Source organism: Chryseobacterium sp. MYb7, assembly GCF_002979455.1.
Taxonomy (GTDB): domain Bacteria; phylum Bacteroidota; class Bacteroidia; order Flavobacteriales; family Weeksellaceae; genus Chryseobacterium.
Genome location: NZ_PCOU01000019.1, coordinates 66,036 through 83,005 on the forward strand (window position 1 = coordinate 66,036; position 16,970 = coordinate 83,005).

Here is a 16,970-nt window from a genome sequence, read left to right on the forward strand (position 1 = left end):
TGCATTGTATTGAAAGATAAAGAGCTTAAAAAGATATTCGGTTTTGAAAATATTTTACTTTTACATCACTAAATATTAGAACATGAATTTACATATCATTGCACTTTTTAAGTTTAATGAAAATTATCTGATGGATGCCGTAGAGCTGTTTCAGAACCTTGTGAAAGAAACAAGAAAAGAAGAAGGCTGCCTGCAGTATGATCTTATTGAAGATAAAGATAACAAAGGCACATTCTTCCTGATCGAGCTTTGGGAAAGTGTGGAACACCACAACAGGCATAATGGTCAGGATCATCTTTTGGATTTCCGTAAAGACGCTTCCAAAATCATGGAAAGCTCTGCAGAGGTGTACAAAGGATTTAAGATATATTAAAATTTAAAAGAATAAAAGGCGGTTTCAATAGTTTGAAACCGCCTTTTTATTAGAAAAAATAGAAAGTATTAAAATAAAAATATTTATTTCACGATAAGCTTTTTCGTCTCCGAATGGCCACCGTAAGTAATTTTTACAAGGTAATTCCCTGAAGCAAGGGTAGAAAGGTTAAGGTCCTGTTTGTAGAATCCTGCCTGATTAGTAAGTTCCTTAGAATATACTTTTTTGCCGGTAAGATCATACACTTCCACACTTCCTTTGTTCCCTGATTTTTCTTTAACATCAAAAAGAACAGTCACTTTTTTATCAGCTGTCGCCGGGTTTGGATAAATACCGAAAGAAGCTTTTTTACTTACTTCAGTAATTCCAAGAGTTTCCGTAATCTTTTTGTATTTGAAATACATATTTCCCGTAGTGGCACCACCATTTGTAGTGAAGTACATTCTGTAGTAATCGTTTCCTTTTTTAACGTAGTATACAACATCACTTTTAACAGTTCCTATGCCTTTCCATGAATGTCCAACTGTTGTAATAGCTGATGAAAAACTTGTCGTGGCAGGAATGGTAGAAGTTGCCGTTCCTTGAGTTTCCGGCTGTACCATTGCTACTTTAATGTTTGGGCTCTGGATTGCTCCGGAAAGTGGATACATCTGTACCCCCATATAGAATGTATAATATTTAGTAAATATGAAATCCCATGCAGTTCTTGATGGTTCCAGACTAGGAACTTTTGCTCCGGTATCAAATGAGAAATAATTAAAATAAGAATCATCTGTTCCATTAGCAACGGTTCTTGTTTCTGTAGCTCCCCATGCAGTACCGTTCCATTTTGAATATTTGAAGGTATATCCGGCGAAAGCATCTTCAATTGCAAACTTAACATAAGTTCCTGAAGCGTATTTCAAAACAAAAATAGCTTTTCCTTCAATATGGTGATTTACAGGGTTGTAAATTCCCCATCCCGTTGAAGGAATATTTGGGTTTGTAGAGGTCACAGGTCCCTGTTCAAAGGCTCCCTGGCTCCAGTCAGTCGTTTGATCCGGGTTGTAAAGTGGTGCTCCCCATGAAGAGAGGTTGCTGATATTAATATTATCCCAGTCTGCAAGGTTTGTAGAAGCAGTATATACCTCTATATCTTTTGCATCATTTATTCTTGTTCCGGCTGTATAAGGTGAGTTTCTATAAAAAGCAATATCCCAGCTATTGGCAGGTTGAGAAACCATATTACCATCTGCAAGGTTTACGAACACTCTGTTTTGGTATCCGCTCCCCATTGTCATATTTACCTGTGAGTATCCCTGTGCATCAGTTTGTGCTAAAACAGTCTGCTGAACTGACATTGCCAATACTGAAGCCAATAATAGTTTTGTTTTCATAATCTATTTTTTAAATCCTTATTTAGAATGGTTCCACAAAAGTATATAATTATTTTTAATCAGTCTAAATAAAAACATGATTTTTATCGTGTTTTTATTTTAATTGTAGGTTTAAAACGGTAAAATAAGAGCACGAAAAAGCCGGAAGGAAGTAATCCCGCCGGCTTTATAAAGGCTGATAATAGTCTAATAAACCTTATTTCTTGATGAATTTTGATTGGATCAATTTTCCTTCTGCAGTTTCAATATTCATGAAATACACTCCTGTATGAAGTGCGCTGATATCAAATCTTTGTCCGTTCAGTTTTCCTTCAGCTGCTTTTTGACCAGCTGCAGAATAAATCTGGATATTCTTAGGATCTTTTTTGCTGATAAACTGCAATGCTGTATCATCTGAAGTCGTTGTAAACTTTATATTTTCTGCTGACTTTGAAGTGTCATTAACGCCTAATGAGCCTGCGGGAGTAAGAACTACATTGTCTAATCTCAAAGCCTGGTGGTTGGCTGTTGCCGAAAATTTAAATGCAATGTATTGATATGCTGAAGCAGGTACATTTATAGTAGTCACTACAGCCGTACCATTCGTCATCGGAACAGGGCTTCCTAATGAAGTAAAAGTGGACATGTCAGTAGGACTTACTACAAGACCCATTTCAACACTTCCTGAACCTGGAGCTCCTCCAATTCTTAATGTTGTAATAGATAATGTCTGACCTCCGGTTGGGGCAGCAATCTGAGGAGATACTAAATAAAAGGGTGTATTCGGTGAGAACAGAGAGTATGCCTGGATGTATTTGTCTGCAGCTCCGGGAGCTTCAACAGAAAGTCTGGGTGCTACGCTGGCATCTGTAACAGAAATTTGAGTAGTCCATCCATTCTGAGGTAGAGATCCATCTCCGGCATTCGCAAAAGAATCAAAGTTTTCATTAATGCTATTCATCTGTGCATTCATACCAAATGCTGTAAGCATTAAACCTCCAATAAGTAATCTTAGTGTCATAACTTTATTTTTATTTAGAATTATTATACAAAAATATGTAATTATTTTTAATGAGTCTAAATAAAGTTTTATATTTGCTGAAAATTTTTCTCAATAGTTATGAAGAAGAAAGTGATTACCGTTTTGTCACTGTCCATTACTTTTTGGATGAATGCACAACAAAAAGATTCTCTGAATAAAAATAATATTGATGAAGTTGTGATAACTGGTCAGTATATGCAACAGTCAATCAATAAATCAATATACAAAGTAGAGGTGATTGATGCACAGCAAATCAAAAATATGGCTGTTACCAATGTTGCCGAAGTTTTAAATCAAAATCTGAATATTTTAATAGAACCGAACAGAGGCTCAGGAAATTCCAGTGCCAATATTATGGGATTGAGTGGGGCTTATACCAAAATTCTTATTGACAATATTCCTGTTGTGAGTGATGAAGGGATGGGAAATCTGGTAGATCTTACCAAGATTAACGTTAATAATATTGAACGTATTGAGGTGGTAAAAGGTTCCATGGGTGTAGAATATGGTAATAATGCCTTAGCTGGTGTGATTAATATAATTACCAAGAAAAGCTATAGTAAAAAAGTTTCGATTCTGGCTTCTTTGCAGGAAGAAACAGTTAATAAAGATTATGACTGGTTTAAAAAAGGAAATGGCCGCCACATCCAATCATTAAATGTTGGATATAGAATAAATGACAACTGGTCTGTTTCTGCAGATATTAATCATAATGATTTTCAGGGTTATAAAGGAAACCTTCAGGGGTATAAATACTTTAGCGAAAGTAATGACGGACAGCGTGGTTATGACTGGCAGCCTAAAGATCAGATCACAACCAACGGCGTGATACGCTACAGTAAAAATAATACGAGTTTTTACTATAAAATGAATTTCCTTTCCGAAAAAATCAATTATTACAATCCGTTAGTAAGTGAACTTTACCTTGGAGGAGGTAACAGAACCTATACAGCACAAGATATTGATTATGATACCAAAAGATGGATTCATCAATTTAATATCCAGACTAAAATAGGAAGAATCAATTACAACGGAGATTTCTCTTATCAGACACAGGAAAGGAAGTCACAACACTATACTTACGATGTTCCGAGCAGACATGAACTGTCAAGAGATGAAAGCCAGACTTTCTATAAGTCTGATGTACTTTATTCCAGAGGGATGTTCAGTAACTTTTTGAACAGTGATAAAATTAATTTTCAGTTAGGATATGAGCTGGACAGAACAAAAGGTTTTGCTGGCGCTACCACATTTGAAAGCAACAATAACGGAAGAGATATTCAGCGTTCCATATTCAATTATGCTAATTTCTTATCTGCAGAATGGAATGTGAACAATTGGTTTTCCCTGCGTCCGGGGGTAAGACTCGCGTTGAGTGATAAATTCGATTCTCAGTATAATTATTCAACAACTCTAAGGTTTAAAACCACTGCAAAATCTGATATCCGTTTGGTCTTCGGTTCTGCAAACAGATTCCCTACCTACGATGAATTATACACTTTTGTAGTAGATAATAACCATGATATCAGAGGAAATGAAAATCTGAAACCTGAAACGGGATATTCAACATCTTTATTCTGGGATTATGCAACAGCTAATTCAAACGACTGGAAATTTAATTTCAGTGCTTCAGGAATGTTTTTAGATGTAAAAAACAGGATTGAAAGTGTAATTGTCAACAATAGTCCTCTACAAATTACCTATTTAAATGTTGATAATTATAAGTCTCTATTGTTCGGGGGAGGGGTAAATGTAAGAAAAGGAGACCTTTCTTTGAATGCAGGTGTTTCAGTAATGGGAGTTTCTCAAGTTCTTAATACCGGAAATATTACTTCACCGGATGATTACAATTTTTATGCTGAAGCGAATCTGGCAGCCAACTATACATTTCCTTATACGAAAACGTTATTTGCTCTTTATTACAAATATACAGGAGCTCAGAAACGATATACCCATAAGACAAACCTGCAGGATCCAAAAGATCCGGGACAATATGTGCTTGGAGAAATTGGTGATTATAATATGATGAACTTCACAGTAAGCCAGCCTTTCTTTAAAAATCATTTTGAAATCAGTGTAGGGGTTAAAAATATTTTTGATGTCACCTCTGTCAGAAATACAATACAGTCAGGCAATAGCCACAACGCTGCTGCAGATCAACAGAATCTATTCTATGGCAGAAGCTATTTTGCCAGATTAAATTATAATTTCTAAAGGATTAAAAATGAAAAAAATACTATTTTCCCTTTTAATAGGAGCTTCTTTTATATCTCAATCTTGTATTAATGATAATGAAGATGCTGTTATGGTAGCACCATCTGATGGAGCTGTTGTTAATCCAAATGTAGGAGGAGCCACTCAGCCCAATCAGGTTTGGATTGATTTAGGTACCAATACGGAGGCTACAACCAAAAGAACAGACTGGGATTTTGCATTCTATACAGGGAATTCGTTTAAAGTAGTTTTGAACTCGTCTATCATGATGGCGGCAGGTAAGATCCCTAATGCAACCAATATAGATTTGGTTACAGATGCAAGTGTTACTGCATTAAAAGAGCAGGTTCAGGTAGCGAACTTCAATCCTGCCAATGAAGCCTATATTGATGACGTAAAAGGTAATTTCCCTACAGGCAATACCGCAATAGAAGAAATCAAAGCTGATGATTCCCAAAATGGCGTTTATCTTGTTAATATGGGAAGAAAGATCTTTACAGGAAATGTTCCTACAGGATCAGTAACTACAGGAGGTGATAGTAGAGGATGGATGAAAGTTCAGGTGGTAAGATCAGGAGCTAACTACAAAATAAAATATGCTGAACTCAATGCTACAGAGCATAAAGAATTAACCATTACCAAAAACACAGCCTACAACTACAATTTTGTAAGCCTGGAAAAAAATAGTGAGGTAACAATACAGCCGGAAAAAAAGAAATGGGATCTGTGCTTCACCGTATTTACCAATCTGATTGCCGGAGCGGGAAGTTATATCTATGCAGATTTTGTGCTTTCGAATAATGTAGGTGGAGTAGGTGCTTATGAAGTAAAAGTAACTTCAGGATCAGGGGTAGAAGCATACAATAACTTCAAAACCTCAGATATTGATCCTTCCAAGTTTATTTATAATGACCAGAGAGTGATTGGAGGAAACTGGAGAAATCCTGTAGGTGCCAATGGGCTTGAAGTATATGGTGACCGATTCTATGTGATTAAAGATGCCGAAGGATATTATTTTAAATTAAGATTTACAAGAATAACCAATACGGCTGGAGAACGTGGAAGACCTCAATTTGAATACAAACCTTTATAAATAATCAAATAATAGTATATCATGAAAAAATTCATCCTTGCAGCATCTGTACTTGTAGCAGTCTATTCTTGCAAAAAAGCAGAAGCAGGAACAAAAGAAAATACAACAGAAGTTACTTCTGAAGCACCAAAAACCAACAATAAAATAGTAACATTAAACGGAGGAATTACTGAAATTGTAGCGGCTCTTGGCCACGAAAAAGAAATCGTAGCAACAGATGTTACAAGTACTTACCCTGCCTCTTTGAAAGCTACTGCTAAAGATTTAGGACACATGAGATCCATGACGATTGAGCCGATCATGGCGGTAAATCCTACATTGATTCTGGCTTCTGATAAAGATATCAACCCTGAATTAATGGGAAAAATCAAATCTTCCGGGATCAAAACTGAAGTTTTCAAACAGGAATATACTGTTGAAGGAACTAAAAAACTGATCGAACAGGTAGCAAAAACAATCGGAAATACAGATTATCAGAAATTAAATGATAAAATTGATGCTGACTTGAAACAGGTACAGCCTATTGCTAAAAAACCAAAAGTATTGTTCATCTATGCCAGAGGAAACATGCTGATGGTAAGCGGTAAAAATACCCCAATGGCTTCATTGATTACCCTTGCAGGCGGAGAAAATGCAGTCACTGATTTTGAAGATTTCAAACCTTTGACACCAGAAGCCGTAGTAAAAGCTAATCCTGACGTACTATTCTTCTTTGAAACTGGTCTACAGGGAGCAGGAGGAAATGAAGGAGCATTAAAAATGCCGGGAGTATCTCAAACCAATGCAGGTAAAAACAAAAAGATTATTGCAATGGACGGAGGTTTAGTATCAGGTTTTGGACCGAGAGTAGGAGAAGCAGCAGTAGGATTAAACAAACTTTTAATTGAAAGCACAAAGTAAACTATACTTTTATCTTATTATTAGTGCAGTACTGCTTGCTATTATAGCAGTACTGTCACTTAATACAGGCGTTTATGATTTTGGAGAAAAATCTCCGTTCATGGCACTGTGGCAATTTATAAAAGGAAATTCCGGTTTATCACTCAGTGATAAATATGTGATTTGGGACGTAAGAGCAGCCAGAATTATTATGGCCATTTTAGTAGGAAGTATGCTGTCGGTTTCAGGAACGAGTCTTCAGGGACTTTTCAAGAATCCGCTGGCAACGGGAGATTTAATAGGACTTACATCAGGAGCAACATTACTGGCAGCCATTGCGATTGTTTTAGGAGGACATTTCAAAGAATATCTTCCTGAAGCTGTACAATTTTCACTGGTAGGAATAGCGGCTTTTATCGGTTCTTTTTTATCAATGATGCTGGTTTACAGAATTTCAACAAGCGGAGGAAAAACAAATGTAGTCATGATGTTGCTTACCGGAGTTGCCATAACCGCTATTGGTTTTTCAATCACCGGATTTTTGATCTATATTTCAAAAGATGAACAGTTAAGAGATCTTACTTTCTGGAATTTAGGAAGTCTGGCAGCCGCTACATGGACGAAGAATATCATTCTGGCCGTTGTTGCGATCATTGCTTATATTATTTTACTTCCAAAAGGAAAAGCTTTGAATGCAATGATGCTGGGAGAGAAAGATGCGCAGCATCTGGGAATCAACGTGGAAAGACTGAAAAAGCAGATCATCATCATCGTAGCTTTAATGGTAGGAAGTTGTGTGGCATTCTCAGGAACCATTGGTTTTGTAGGTCTTATTGTACCTTATATTTTAAGATTGTTATTCAAATCCAATTACACATTTATTTTGCCATTATCAGCAATGTGTGGAAGCATTTTGTTATTAACGGCAGATACCTTCAGCAGAAGTATTGTGGAACCGTCAGAGCTGCCGATCGGAATTTTAACAGCCTTAATGGGAGGCCCTATTTTTATCGCTATTTTGGTTAAATTTAAAAAATCACTGTAATGATCAAGGCACACCAGATCAATTATAAACATAAAGAATTCAGAATTCTGGACGGGGTAGATGTCTCTCTGGAATACGGTGAATTTTTGGCCATTGTGGGACCCAACGGAGCAGGGAAGTCAAGTCTTCTGAGCGTATTGGCAGATGAAGTAAAATCCGGACATAACAAAGTCTTGTTTAAAGATAAACCCATCAGAGAATGGAATATACAAGAACTTTCAAAGCACAAAGCAAAGTTCTCACAGCATAACAGCAACGATATTCCGCTTGAGGTAAAAGATGTGATCATGATGGGAAGGTATCCATATTTCGATGCCCAGCCCGGAAAAGAAGATCTGGAAGCCATGAATAATATGATGTACGAAACGGATATTTTTCACCTGAAAGAAAGAGAATACAACACCCTTTCAGGAGGAGAAAAGCAACGTGTACATCTTTCAAGAGTTATGGCTCAGCTTGAAAATGATATTGCCCACAAACTCGTTTTTCTAGACGAGCCTTTGAATAATTTAGATATAAAACATCAGTATAAAGCGCTGGAAATCATCAAAAATTTCACAAAAAAAGCCAACAGTGCTATTGTTGTTTTGCATGATCTGAACCTGGCTGCACAATTTGCAGATAAGATTTTATTAATGAAATCAGGACAGGTTTCCGCCTATGGAACACCACAGGAAGTTTTTACTGCAGAAAATATAAGCAATGCCTATAATTTTCCCTGTACCATTTGCGAACATCCTATAACCAATAACCCAATGATCATTTTTGGATAACCATGGAAAAAGACGAACTCAAAATTCTTGCACAGAATCTTGCCAATCCTCAGGGTGAAAAAGGCATCGAGATTGGTGAAATGATGAATGCAACTAATATCAGCATGACGTTGGAAAGCATCAAAACATTGGTGATTGATGACGAGCAGCAGATCCTTGAAATAGGACACGGTAACGCCGCTCATCTGAAAAGTATAATGAGTCTTGCCAAAAACCTCAGATATACAGGAATTGATATTTCTGAAACCATGCACAATGAAGCCAAAAGACTCAATAAAGAATTTGAAAGCGAGGCAGATTTTGTTCTGTATGAAGGTAAAAAGCTCCCTTTTCGGGGTAGATCTTTTGATAAAATATTTACAGTAAACACAGTCTATTTCTGGGAAAATCCGGTAGAATTTCTAAATGAGATTTACAGAGTTTTGAAAGATGACGGAACGTTCGTCCTTACGTTTGGACAAAGAGAATTCATGGAAAAACTGCCGTTTACGGAGTATGATTTCACCTTATACAGCAACAGTGAAATGGAAGAACTCATCTCCAAAAGCCGCTTTAAAAGAATGAAAACTTCTGAAAAAGAAGAAGAAATAAAAAGTAAAACAGGAAACGAAACAATACGAAGAATTTATACAATTTTAACCATAAAAAAGTAAAGTAATGAGCACATTAGTTAATGATTTAAAGGAAAAATGGGAAGCTCTGAAAGCAGAAAATCCACATATCAGAATAAGAAATGCAGCAGCACAGTTAGAAGTAAGTGAGGCAGAATTATTGGCAACAAGCATAGGAGAAGGCGTTACTGTCCTGAACCCGGATTTCCAGGGAATCCTTACAGAAGCTGAGCAATTAGGAAAAGTAATGGCTCTTACCCGTAATGATGAGTGTGTTCATGAAAGAAAAGGAACGTATCTGAACGGAGACTTCAGCAGCCCGCATGCACAGCTTTTTGTGGGTGAAGATATTGACCTTAGAATTTTCCTTAACCACTGGAAATTTGCTTTTGCAGTACTGGAAGGTGACAAAAAGAGCCTTCAGTTTTTCGGAAAAGACGGATTGGCACTTCACAAGATTTATTTAACGAAAGACAGTAATGAAGCTGCTTTCGATGCGATTATAGAAAAATTCAAAGCAGAAGATCAGAATCAGGCATTGGCATTTGAAGCAGTAGCTCCAAAACAGGCTGAAAAAGCAGATTCAGACATTGATGTGGAAGGTTTCAAAAAAGCCTGGACAGAATTGAAAGATACTCACGATTTCTTCATGATGACCAGAAAATACGGAGTAAGCAGAACTCAGGCATTAAGATTAGCTCCGGAAGGATTTGCTAAGAAAATTGATAATGCAAAAGTAGTGAACATCCTTGAAGATGCTTCTGAGAAAAATACACCGATCATGGTTTTCGTTGGAAACAGAGGAATTATCCAGATCCACACAGGAAATGTGAAGAAAACACTTTGGCACCAGCAATGGTTCAATGTAATGGATCCAGATTTCAACCTACACCTTGATGTAACGAAAATTGCAGAAGCATGGATCGTTAAAAAACCAACTGAAGACGGAGAAGTAACCGCTATCGAAGTATTCAACAGTGAAGGAGACTTTATCGTTCAGTTCTTCGGAAAAAGAAAACCGGGAATTCCTGAACTTCAGGAGTGGAAGGATCTTGTAGCAGCATTAGAGAAATAATAATTAGATGATTTGAATGAGACCGTTTTGTTTGTAAAATTCAAAGCGGTCTTTTTTATTGCATGCGATCTGCAGGTGCCAGAATATTTGTGTAATTTGTGATTAAATATAAAAAAATGAAGAATATTTTCATAGCGATACTGCTTGCCGGTTTCTGTTCATTAAAGGCACAGGATTTTAAGGCGTATCAATTTTATGATAAAAAAGGAAAAGAAGTAAAGACAGAAAAGCTGGTAAAAGAACTGGCGGATTATGATGTGATCTTTTTTGGTGAAAATCATAACAGCTCCATCAATCACTGGCTTCAGCTTAAAATTACAGAAGCGCTGTTTGCAAAAAAGAACGGTCAGCTTATTTTAGGAGCAGAAATGTTTGAAAGGGACAATCAGGCTCAGCTGGCTCAGTATTTAAACGGAAAGTTTGATGCTAAAACATTGAAAGACTCTGCCCGTTTATGGAACAATTATGCAACAGATTACAAACCTTTGGTAGATTTTGCCAAAGATAAAAAACTGAATTTCATCGCAACCAATATTCCGAGAAGATATGCCTCTCAGACGGCAAAAGAAGGTCTTGAATCCTTGAATAAATTAAGCGAGAAAGAGAAAACCTATATTGCACAGCTGCCTATCAAAGTTACTTTAGATACTCCGGGATATCCGGAAATGAAAAAGATGATGGGAGATCATGCAGAAGGAACAAAAGTGATGAATTTCATTTCTGCTCAGGCTACAAAAGATGCTACGATGGCTGAATCTATTCTGAAAAGCTATCAGGCCGGAAAAACTTTCATCCATTACAACGGAAATTACCACAGCAAAGAATTTGGTGGAATTTATTGGTATATCAAACAGAAAAATCCTAGTCTGAAAATGGCAGTTATTTCCGTATTTGAATCAGACGATCCTGAACTGAAAGTACCATCCAAAGATTATATCCCGACAGACTTTAATCTGATTATTCCGGGAGATATGACGAAGACTTTTTAATCTTACAAAAATGTCATTCTGACGATGGAAGAATCTCGCTGTTAATTTGTTATGAGATTCTTTACTCCATTGCATTTCTTTCAGAATGACAAAAATCAAACTTACATTGCATTCAATAGAAACGGGCTATCATCCTGGGCGGAGACAAAGGAAGCCCGTTTTTTTATATCAAAACTCCATTGGCTTTAGCCAAAACATAAAATTCACTTATAAATAATCATTTTTACTCCACAATATTTACCTTTGTATCACATTCAAAAAACATGAAGAAATTACCCATCCTGCTGATCTTTTTTATCGGACTGTTCCATGCACAAAAATTGACTTCCCATGAAATTTCAATCATCAATCAGGGAGATATAAACACCGCATTGCCGATCTATCAGACAACGGATTCCAATCAGCATAAAACGTTGCTGAGCATTTCTTCAGAAGCAGATCCTCTTGATCCGAATACAGCTGTTCTGGTAAAAAGAATGAAAGAATCTCTCCTTTCAACAGATGGTGGAGTAGGCATTGCAGCTCCTCAGGTGGGAATCAACAGAAAGATCATCTGGGTACAGCGTTTTGATAAAGAAGGAACTCCATTGGAATACTTCATCAACCCGGTAATTGTATGGCGTTCCGATTTACAGAATCTTGGTCCTGAAGGCGATTTGTCTATTCCTGAGTTCAGAGATCAGTTCTACAGAAGCAAAGTCATTCAATTGGAATATGTGGATTTGAAAGGACAGAAATATTCAGAAATTGTAGAAGGTTTTACAGCAGTAATTTTCCAGCATGAAATCGACCATCTTTTCGGAATTCTGATTTCTGACAAAAAAGAAAAAGAGAAAAACGATTCTTATAAAAAAGTAGAAGCCTATCAGAAAAGCGATGTAAATAAAGATAGAAGGTAATATGGAATGATGAATTATAAATGATGAATGATGACAAGATTGAGTACTATCTATATTTTACAATAAAATCTTCTCCATTTTCATAATCTGCGGGATCTACATAAGTAATTACTCCAATATCAGATTGTAAAACTTCTTTGAGCTGATTAAAATACATGTTCTTTTTTTCTTCAGTAGTATCTACTGTTAAACTCATGATAAGTTTATCATCATCAGTAATATGGGCACCTACCATTATTCTGTCTGGATTATCATGATATTTATTCCAGTAAAAGGTTTGGGTAAGATTGCGTGTTTCAATGAAATAACTGATCATTTCATCCTCTGTTTTGAAAATATAATTTTTATCGTGTTTTGGGTAAGTATAATCGAGATTTAATTTTTTATATCCGGGAATAAATGTATTCAGAACCAAATCAATCGTCTTTCTTGATTTTTGGCCTGCATAAACCTGACATACAATATCTATAATGATTTCCATTACGTAAAATTACTCTATTTTTAAGATAATGATGAATGATAAATGATGAATGAAATTCTTAAGCATTATATAAAAAAATATCCTCAATCATCTGTGCTCATCTGCGAAATCTGTGGTTAAATCATATAATGAAAAAATTAAAAGGAGCTGTTTATACTGAAACAGCTCCTTTCGTTATAACTATGCTTAAAAAAATTGGATTAATTGTTGTTGGTTACTGAAAGTTTCACCTCCATATTATTTCTGGTAGCATTAGAATAAGGACAGATCTGGTGTGCCTTTTCTGTTAAAGCCTGTGCTTCCTCAAGAGAAACACCAGGAATGTTCACATCCAGTTCTGCTGCCAGTCCGAAACCGCCATTCTCAAGCTGACCGATGCTAACTTGAGCGGTTACTGTTGTTTCTCCGGTTTTTACTTTAGAAAGACTGATGACTCTGTTCAGAGCGCTGTCGAAACATGCGGAATATCCTGCTGCAAAAAGTATTTCAGGGTTGGCAAAATCGTCATTGGCTCCTCCTAAACCTTTCGGCATTCTTACATCAAGTTCCAACACTCCGTTTTCACTTTTTACATGTCCGTTTCTGCCTCCTTGAGCAGTGACTTTAGTGGTATATAACGTTTTCATTTATTTTTCTATTTTGTTTAATATTTTTAGTACCGTGTCTTTAAGGTGCAGCAGCTCTTCTGGTTGTATTCCCAGTTTTTCCTGGATTTTTCCTGGAATTTCACAAGCCCTTTGCTGAAGCTTTTTTCCAGCTTCGTCTAAAAATACTTCAACCACTCTTTCGTCCTCTTTTTTTCTTTTTCTGATGATGAATCCTTTAGACTCCAGTCTTTTAAGAAGAGGGGTCAAAGTACCGCTGTCCAGAAAAAGTTTTTCTCCGATGTGAGTCACCGTAAGCCCGTCACCGTCCCATAATATCATCATCACGAGATACTGCGGATACGTAATGCCCAGCTCATCAAGAAAAGGACGGTAAAGCCCAGTAATCTCTTTGGCAATGACATACAGCGGGAAGCAAATCTGGTTTTCTAGTTTGGGTGTTTTCGGATTTTCCATAATGTTTGAGTACGAAAGATTCGATGAAGGTATTACTTTTTTATGATAAATTCATCCATTGGAATTCTAACTTTTTTCATAGAAGAAAGCCAGTCATTAGCTTCGTCACGGTATCCAAGATATAAAAGAGTTACACTTTTTAATCCCAGTTCCTTTAATCCCAGTACTTCATCCACTACAGCATTGTTGAATCCTTCTGCCGGAGTACTGTCAATTTTAAGTTCTGCCGCCTGTGCAAGTGCAATTCCTAAGGCAATGTAAGTCTGACGAGCAGTATGTGCAAAATGTTCTTCAGCAGTTTGTGCTCCGTACATTTTTTTGATAGTATCGGTGTAGCTTCCGAAACGACCTCTTGGAAGATCTCTTACATCCGTGTGATAATCGTAAACTTTGTCAATTTTTTCATTAGAATAGCTGTCCCATGCTGCAAAAACCAAAACGTGAGAAGAATCTCTCATGACTTCAGGATTTAAAGCACCTGCTACCATTTTTTCTTTCAACTCCTGGTTTTCCACTACAATAATTCGGAATGGCTGCAGTCCGGATGAAGTAGGAGCCAGCCTTGCTGATTCAAGAATAGTATTAAGGTCTTCCTGTGATACTTTTTTGGTTGGGTCATAAGCTTTTACAGCATGTCTCCAGTTTAGATTTTCTATTAATGACATTTTCTTTTTGTTTTAAATTAAACTACTTGGTGACTATTAAACTTCATGATTTTTATATTGAAGTAAATTAACAGTACAAATGTACACTCAATTTAATTGTGTGCAATTTAATTTTGAAAGATTTTATTAATCGCGATTATTGATGAAATTTAAAAAGATAAATTATAGCTTCAATTTTGTTGATTTTCACATGATTCGGATTTTTTCAAAGCCTTTGTATTACAATCTTTGTAATAGAAATTTAAACTAAAAACAATGCAGAGATTTAAAAACAAAACCGCTTTAATAACCGGAGGAACTAATGGAATGGGCTTAGCTACTGCTCAGAAATTTGTCGAGGAAGGAGGAAAAGTTATCATCACAGGAAGAAGTGAAGAAACTGTAAATATAGCTTTGGAAAAGCTTGGAGAAAATGCCTTTGGAATCGTATCCAATGCCGGGAATATAAAAGATCTGATGAATATTCAGCAGGAAGTCAGAAAGTATACAGAACATATTGATGTGGTCTTTGCCAATGCAGGGTACGGAAGATTTGCACCTATTGAATACATTGACGAAAATCAGTTTGATGAACTCTTTAATATGTTGGTAAAAGGACCATTCTTTACTGTACAACAGGTATTACCATTGATGAAAAGCGGAAGTTCTGTTATTTTCAATACTTCAGTGGCAACGGAAATTGCAATGCACAATTTTTCGGTGTATTCTGCTGCCAAATCTGCAGTACAGTCATTCATCAAAACTTTTGCAGTAGAACTTACAGAACGTGGAATTCGTGTCAATGGAGTAAGTCCCGGACATATTAAAACCAATATTTTTAATAATACAGGCTTAACCGGTGAGCAGATAGAAAGTGCCATTGAAGATATTATCCTTACAATCCCTTTTAAAAGACAGGGCGAGCCTTCAGAAATAGCCAGTGCGGTTCTGTTTCTCGCTTCAGAAGAAGCTTCATATATTCATGGAGCCGAGCTCAAAGTAGATGCCGGAATTTCTGTAATCAGATAATACAGATTATTTGACCTCTTTAATTTCTTTGATGATATTGGTTTTATTTTCAATACCTATATTATAGGTCTTACTTTTTTTAAAGCTCTGAGTTGCTTTTTCCATAAGACTTTTGTAATCCGCTGATTTTTTTGAAAGATAAAAAACCTGAGCACTTATTCCAATGGAAACGCGTACAACCTCGTTCGGTTTGTCCGGATCTTCTGTGATATTTGAAATAGTGGCATTATTATACCAGGTTAAATTCTGTGAACTGGAATTACCGGAACAGGATGTAATCATAATAAAAAGTAATAGTAAATAGGACCAGGCTTTCATAGTAAAAAGTATTAATTAAAAAGCTCCTGCAATGTACCAAAATACAGGCAGGAGCTCTATATAAATTAGTTAAAATCCACAGCTTCCTACGCTAGGAGCAGGAGAAGGAGAACATCCTGAAAGGGATGAGAATATGTTCAATACACAGTTGGTATTTACATAGTTGTTATCATACAGTAAAGAACCTGATGGACTTCTGTAGTATACATTTCCTGCTGTATTAGCAAAAGAAGATACAGAAGCAGATCCACAGCCTGTATTCGTACAAGCAGCTCTCCATGCAGCGTCAGTTACAGGTCCGCTGGAGAATAATGATGGGTCAATAATTCTTTTTTCAACAATTCCGGAAGCATTTTTGAAGCTTACCAAAATTGCTACGTGATATACCCATGACACACAACATGTTCCTGTAGAAGCTCTAAGGTTACCATAAACGAATTGTTTTTCACAATCGTAACCTGCATTCAAAAGGATTTGTCTCATTTTGTGAGCTCTGGCATAGCATCCATCCACAGGATATCTGAAAGTAATACACGGTGAAGATGCCGTAGAAGTTCCGCAAGCCTGATTTTTGATCTGAGTGAATAAGCTGTTCAGCGTTGCAAGATTTGGAATAACGCTTACTGCTTTTTTACTGTCGCCTCTTTCTTCTTTATTGAATACTGATTTGAAATAACGGATGTCATCAGCAGTTGCTTTGTCTACCTTTGCGATTTCATTAGAATTGGCTTTCAGGAAAACCTGAACTGGAGTTTCATTTTCTACAGCTTCTTTGATCATAGAGATGAATCCCGCATTTTCCTTAGTATCTTTAATATGATACGGCTGCGCTGAAACCATAAAGGAAACTTTAAATTTTCCATCCTCTTTTTCTATCCCTACCGGAACAGTCTTACCGAAATCTTTCATCGAAACTTCGTTTGACTCTTTCGCTACTAAATTAGGATCCTGATTGGCGCTTGAATCTGAGCAGGCATTTAATGACAGCATCGTCACGAATACCATCATGGATAACAGAAATTTTTTCATAGTTTTTATATTTTGGTGGTTAATTTGTAGTGAACTTTTTAGTGGTGATAGTTCACTATT

General features: G+C 36.4%; 19 protein-coding genes. 11 read left to right on the top strand and 8 right to left on the bottom strand.

Annotated elements, in window-relative coordinates:
• Positions 1-82: 82 nt before the first annotated feature.
• Positions 83-373 carry a putative quinol monooxygenase gene (locus tag CQ046_RS15365; protein ID WP_047376912.1) on the top strand — a complete coding sequence of 97 codons (291 nt, stop codon included), beginning with the start codon at positions 83-85 and terminating at the stop codon, positions 371-373.
• Between the two features lie 83 nt (positions 374-456).
• Here CQ046_RS15365 and CQ046_RS15370 read toward each other — a convergent pair whose 3' ends face one another.
• Together CQ046_RS15370 and CQ046_RS15375 are read right to left on the bottom strand one after the other, a co-directional pair.
• Positions 457-1,749, bottom strand: a complete 1,293-nt coding sequence (locus CQ046_RS15370) for a T9SS type A sorting domain-containing protein (protein WP_105703124.1) — start codon at positions 1,747-1,749, stop codon at positions 457-459.
• 196 nt (positions 1,750-1,945) lie between these two features.
• On the bottom strand, positions 1,946-2,749 hold the full coding sequence (locus CQ046_RS15375) for a T9SS type A sorting domain-containing protein (RefSeq protein ID WP_105703125.1): 804 nt from the start codon (positions 2,747-2,749) through the stop codon (positions 1,946-1,948).
• Between the two features lie 99 nt (positions 2,750-2,848).
• Between CQ046_RS15375 and CQ046_RS15380 the strand changes: the two genes are divergently transcribed.
• From CQ046_RS15380 to CQ046_RS15420, 9 genes are all read left to right on the top strand, one after another.
• Positions 2,849-4,984 (top strand): TonB-dependent receptor plug domain-containing protein, encoded by a 2,136-nt coding sequence (locus CQ046_RS15380; RefSeq protein ID WP_105703126.1) that lies wholly within the window; start codon positions 2,849-2,851, stop codon positions 4,982-4,984.
• A gap of 10 nt (positions 4,985-4,994) precedes the next feature.
• On the top strand, positions 4,995-6,077 hold the full coding sequence (locus CQ046_RS15385; RefSeq protein ID WP_105703127.1) for an HmuY family protein: 1,083 nt from the start codon (positions 4,995-4,997) through the stop codon (positions 6,075-6,077).
• A gap of 21 nt (positions 6,078-6,098) precedes the next feature.
• Positions 6,099-6,977: a hemin ABC transporter substrate-binding protein gene (locus CQ046_RS15390; RefSeq protein ID WP_105703128.1), complete on the top strand. Its 879-nt coding sequence runs from the start codon at positions 6,099-6,101 to the stop codon at positions 6,975-6,977.
• Positions 6,961-8,001: a FecCD family ABC transporter permease gene (locus tag CQ046_RS15395; RefSeq protein WP_105703129.1), complete on the top strand. Its 1,041-nt coding sequence runs from the start codon at positions 6,961-6,963 to the stop codon at positions 7,999-8,001. Before CQ046_RS15390 ends, CQ046_RS15395 begins: the two co-directional genes overlap by 17 nt.
• The gene (locus CQ046_RS15400; protein ID WP_105703130.1) at positions 8,001-8,774 is read left to right on the top strand and encodes a heme ABC transporter ATP-binding protein; all 774 of its coding nucleotides are present in this window, start codon (positions 8,001-8,003) and stop codon (positions 8,772-8,774) included. Before CQ046_RS15395 ends, CQ046_RS15400 begins: the two co-directional genes overlap by 1 nt.
• Positions 8,775-8,776: 2 nt before the next feature.
• Positions 8,777-9,427: a class I SAM-dependent methyltransferase gene (locus tag CQ046_RS15405; protein WP_105703131.1), complete on the top strand. Its 651-nt coding sequence runs from the start codon at positions 8,777-8,779 to the stop codon at positions 9,425-9,427.
• Between the two features lie 4 nt (positions 9,428-9,431).
• Positions 9,432-10,460 (top strand): hemin-degrading factor, encoded by a 1,029-nt coding sequence (locus tag CQ046_RS15410; RefSeq protein WP_105703132.1) that lies wholly within the window; start codon positions 9,432-9,434, stop codon positions 10,458-10,460.
• Positions 10,461-10,576: 116 nt separating this feature from the next.
• Entirely contained in the window at positions 10,577-11,449 is an 873-nt protein-coding gene (locus CQ046_RS15415; RefSeq protein WP_105703133.1) for a ChaN family lipoprotein, read from the top strand.
• A gap of 263 nt (positions 11,450-11,712) precedes the next feature.
• A complete protein-coding gene (locus tag CQ046_RS15420) occupies positions 11,713-12,348 on the top strand; it encodes a peptide deformylase (protein ID WP_105703134.1) in 636 nt (211 codons plus the stop codon).
• A gap of 46 nt (positions 12,349-12,394) precedes the next feature.
• Here the strand turns inward: CQ046_RS15420 and CQ046_RS15425 are convergent, their stop codons facing one another.
• From CQ046_RS15425 to CQ046_RS15440, 4 genes are all read right to left on the bottom strand, one after another.
• Entirely contained in the window at positions 12,395-12,829 is a 435-nt protein-coding gene (locus tag CQ046_RS15425; protein ID WP_105703135.1) for a hypothetical protein, read from the bottom strand.
• Positions 12,830-13,029: 200 nt separating this feature from the next.
• Positions 13,030-13,455, bottom strand: a complete 426-nt coding sequence (locus tag CQ046_RS15430; protein ID WP_105703136.1) for an organic hydroperoxide resistance protein — start codon at positions 13,453-13,455, stop codon at positions 13,030-13,032.
• The gene (locus tag CQ046_RS15435) at positions 13,456-13,890 is read right to left on the bottom strand and encodes a MarR family winged helix-turn-helix transcriptional regulator (RefSeq protein ID WP_105703137.1); all 435 of its coding nucleotides are present in this window, start codon (positions 13,888-13,890) and stop codon (positions 13,456-13,458) included.
• Between the two features lie 32 nt (positions 13,891-13,922).
• On the bottom strand, positions 13,923-14,555 hold the full coding sequence (locus CQ046_RS15440; RefSeq protein WP_079241094.1) for an NAD(P)H-dependent oxidoreductase: 633 nt from the start codon (positions 14,553-14,555) through the stop codon (positions 13,923-13,925).
• Positions 14,556-14,810: 255 nt separating this feature from the next.
• Here CQ046_RS15440 and CQ046_RS15445 point away from each other — a divergent pair, with 255 nt between their 5' ends.
• Positions 14,811-15,563: an SDR family oxidoreductase gene (locus tag CQ046_RS15445; RefSeq protein ID WP_105703138.1), complete on the top strand. Its 753-nt coding sequence runs from the start codon at positions 14,811-14,813 to the stop codon at positions 15,561-15,563.
• A gap of 6 nt (positions 15,564-15,569) precedes the next feature.
• On the opposite strand, the gene CQ046_RS15450 is transcribed toward CQ046_RS15445, so the two are convergent.
• Together CQ046_RS15450 and CQ046_RS15455 are read right to left on the bottom strand one after the other, a co-directional pair.
• Positions 15,570-15,881: a hypothetical protein gene (locus CQ046_RS15450; protein ID WP_105703139.1), complete on the bottom strand. Its 312-nt coding sequence runs from the start codon at positions 15,879-15,881 to the stop codon at positions 15,570-15,572.
• Between the two features lie 69 nt (positions 15,882-15,950).
• Positions 15,951-16,910: a protein-glutamine glutaminase gene (locus CQ046_RS15455; protein ID WP_105703140.1), complete on the bottom strand. Its 960-nt coding sequence runs from the start codon at positions 16,908-16,910 to the stop codon at positions 15,951-15,953.
• Positions 16,911-16,970: the final 60 nt, after the last annotated feature.

Coding starts and splice junctions, on each gene's coding strand:
- CQ046_RS15385 (WP_105703127.1), top strand. CDS start 4,995: ATGAAAAAAATACTATTTTCCCTTTTAATAGGAGCTTCTTTTATATCT.
- CQ046_RS15425 (WP_105703135.1), bottom strand. CDS start 12,829: ATGGAAATCATTATAGATATTGTATGTCAGGTTTATGCAGGCCAAAAA.
- CQ046_RS15415 (WP_105703133.1), top strand. CDS start 10,577: ATGAAGAATATTTTCATAGCGATACTGCTTGCCGGTTTCTGTTCATTA.
- CQ046_RS15380 (WP_105703126.1), top strand. CDS start 2,849: ATGAAGAAGAAAGTGATTACCGTTTTGTCACTGTCCATTACTTTTTGG.
- CQ046_RS15410 (WP_105703132.1), top strand. CDS start 9,432: ATGAGCACATTAGTTAATGATTTAAAGGAAAAATGGGAAGCTCTGAAA.
- CQ046_RS15365 (WP_047376912.1), top strand. CDS start 83: ATGAATTTACATATCATTGCACTTTTTAAGTTTAATGAAAATTATCTG.
- CQ046_RS15450 (WP_105703139.1), bottom strand. CDS start 15,881: ATGAAAGCCTGGTCCTATTTACTATTACTTTTTATTATGATTACATCC.
- CQ046_RS15370 (WP_105703124.1), bottom strand. CDS start 1,749: ATGAAAACAAAACTATTATTGGCTTCAGTATTGGCAATGTCAGTTCAG.
- CQ046_RS15445 (WP_105703138.1), top strand. CDS start 14,811: ATGCAGAGATTTAAAAACAAAACCGCTTTAATAACCGGAGGAACTAAT.
- CQ046_RS15375 (WP_105703125.1), bottom strand. CDS start 2,749: ATGACACTAAGATTACTTATTGGAGGTTTAATGCTTACAGCATTTGGT.
- CQ046_RS15390 (WP_105703128.1), top strand. CDS start 6,099: ATGAAAAAATTCATCCTTGCAGCATCTGTACTTGTAGCAGTCTATTCT.
- CQ046_RS15405 (WP_105703131.1), top strand. CDS start 8,777: ATGGAAAAAGACGAACTCAAAATTCTTGCACAGAATCTTGCCAATCCT.
- CQ046_RS15420 (WP_105703134.1), top strand. CDS start 11,713: ATGAAGAAATTACCCATCCTGCTGATCTTTTTTATCGGACTGTTCCAT.
- CQ046_RS15400 (WP_105703130.1), top strand. CDS start 8,001: ATGATCAAGGCACACCAGATCAATTATAAACATAAAGAATTCAGAATT.
- CQ046_RS15455 (WP_105703140.1), bottom strand. CDS start 16,910: ATGAAAAAATTTCTGTTATCCATGATGGTATTCGTGACGATGCTGTCA.
- CQ046_RS15435 (WP_105703137.1), bottom strand. CDS start 13,890: ATGGAAAATCCGAAAACACCCAAACTAGAAAACCAGATTTGCTTCCCG.
- CQ046_RS15430 (WP_105703136.1), bottom strand. CDS start 13,455: ATGAAAACGTTATATACCACTAAAGTCACTGCTCAAGGAGGCAGAAAC.
- CQ046_RS15440 (WP_079241094.1), bottom strand. CDS start 14,555: ATGTCATTAATAGAAAATCTAAACTGGAGACATGCTGTAAAAGCTTAT.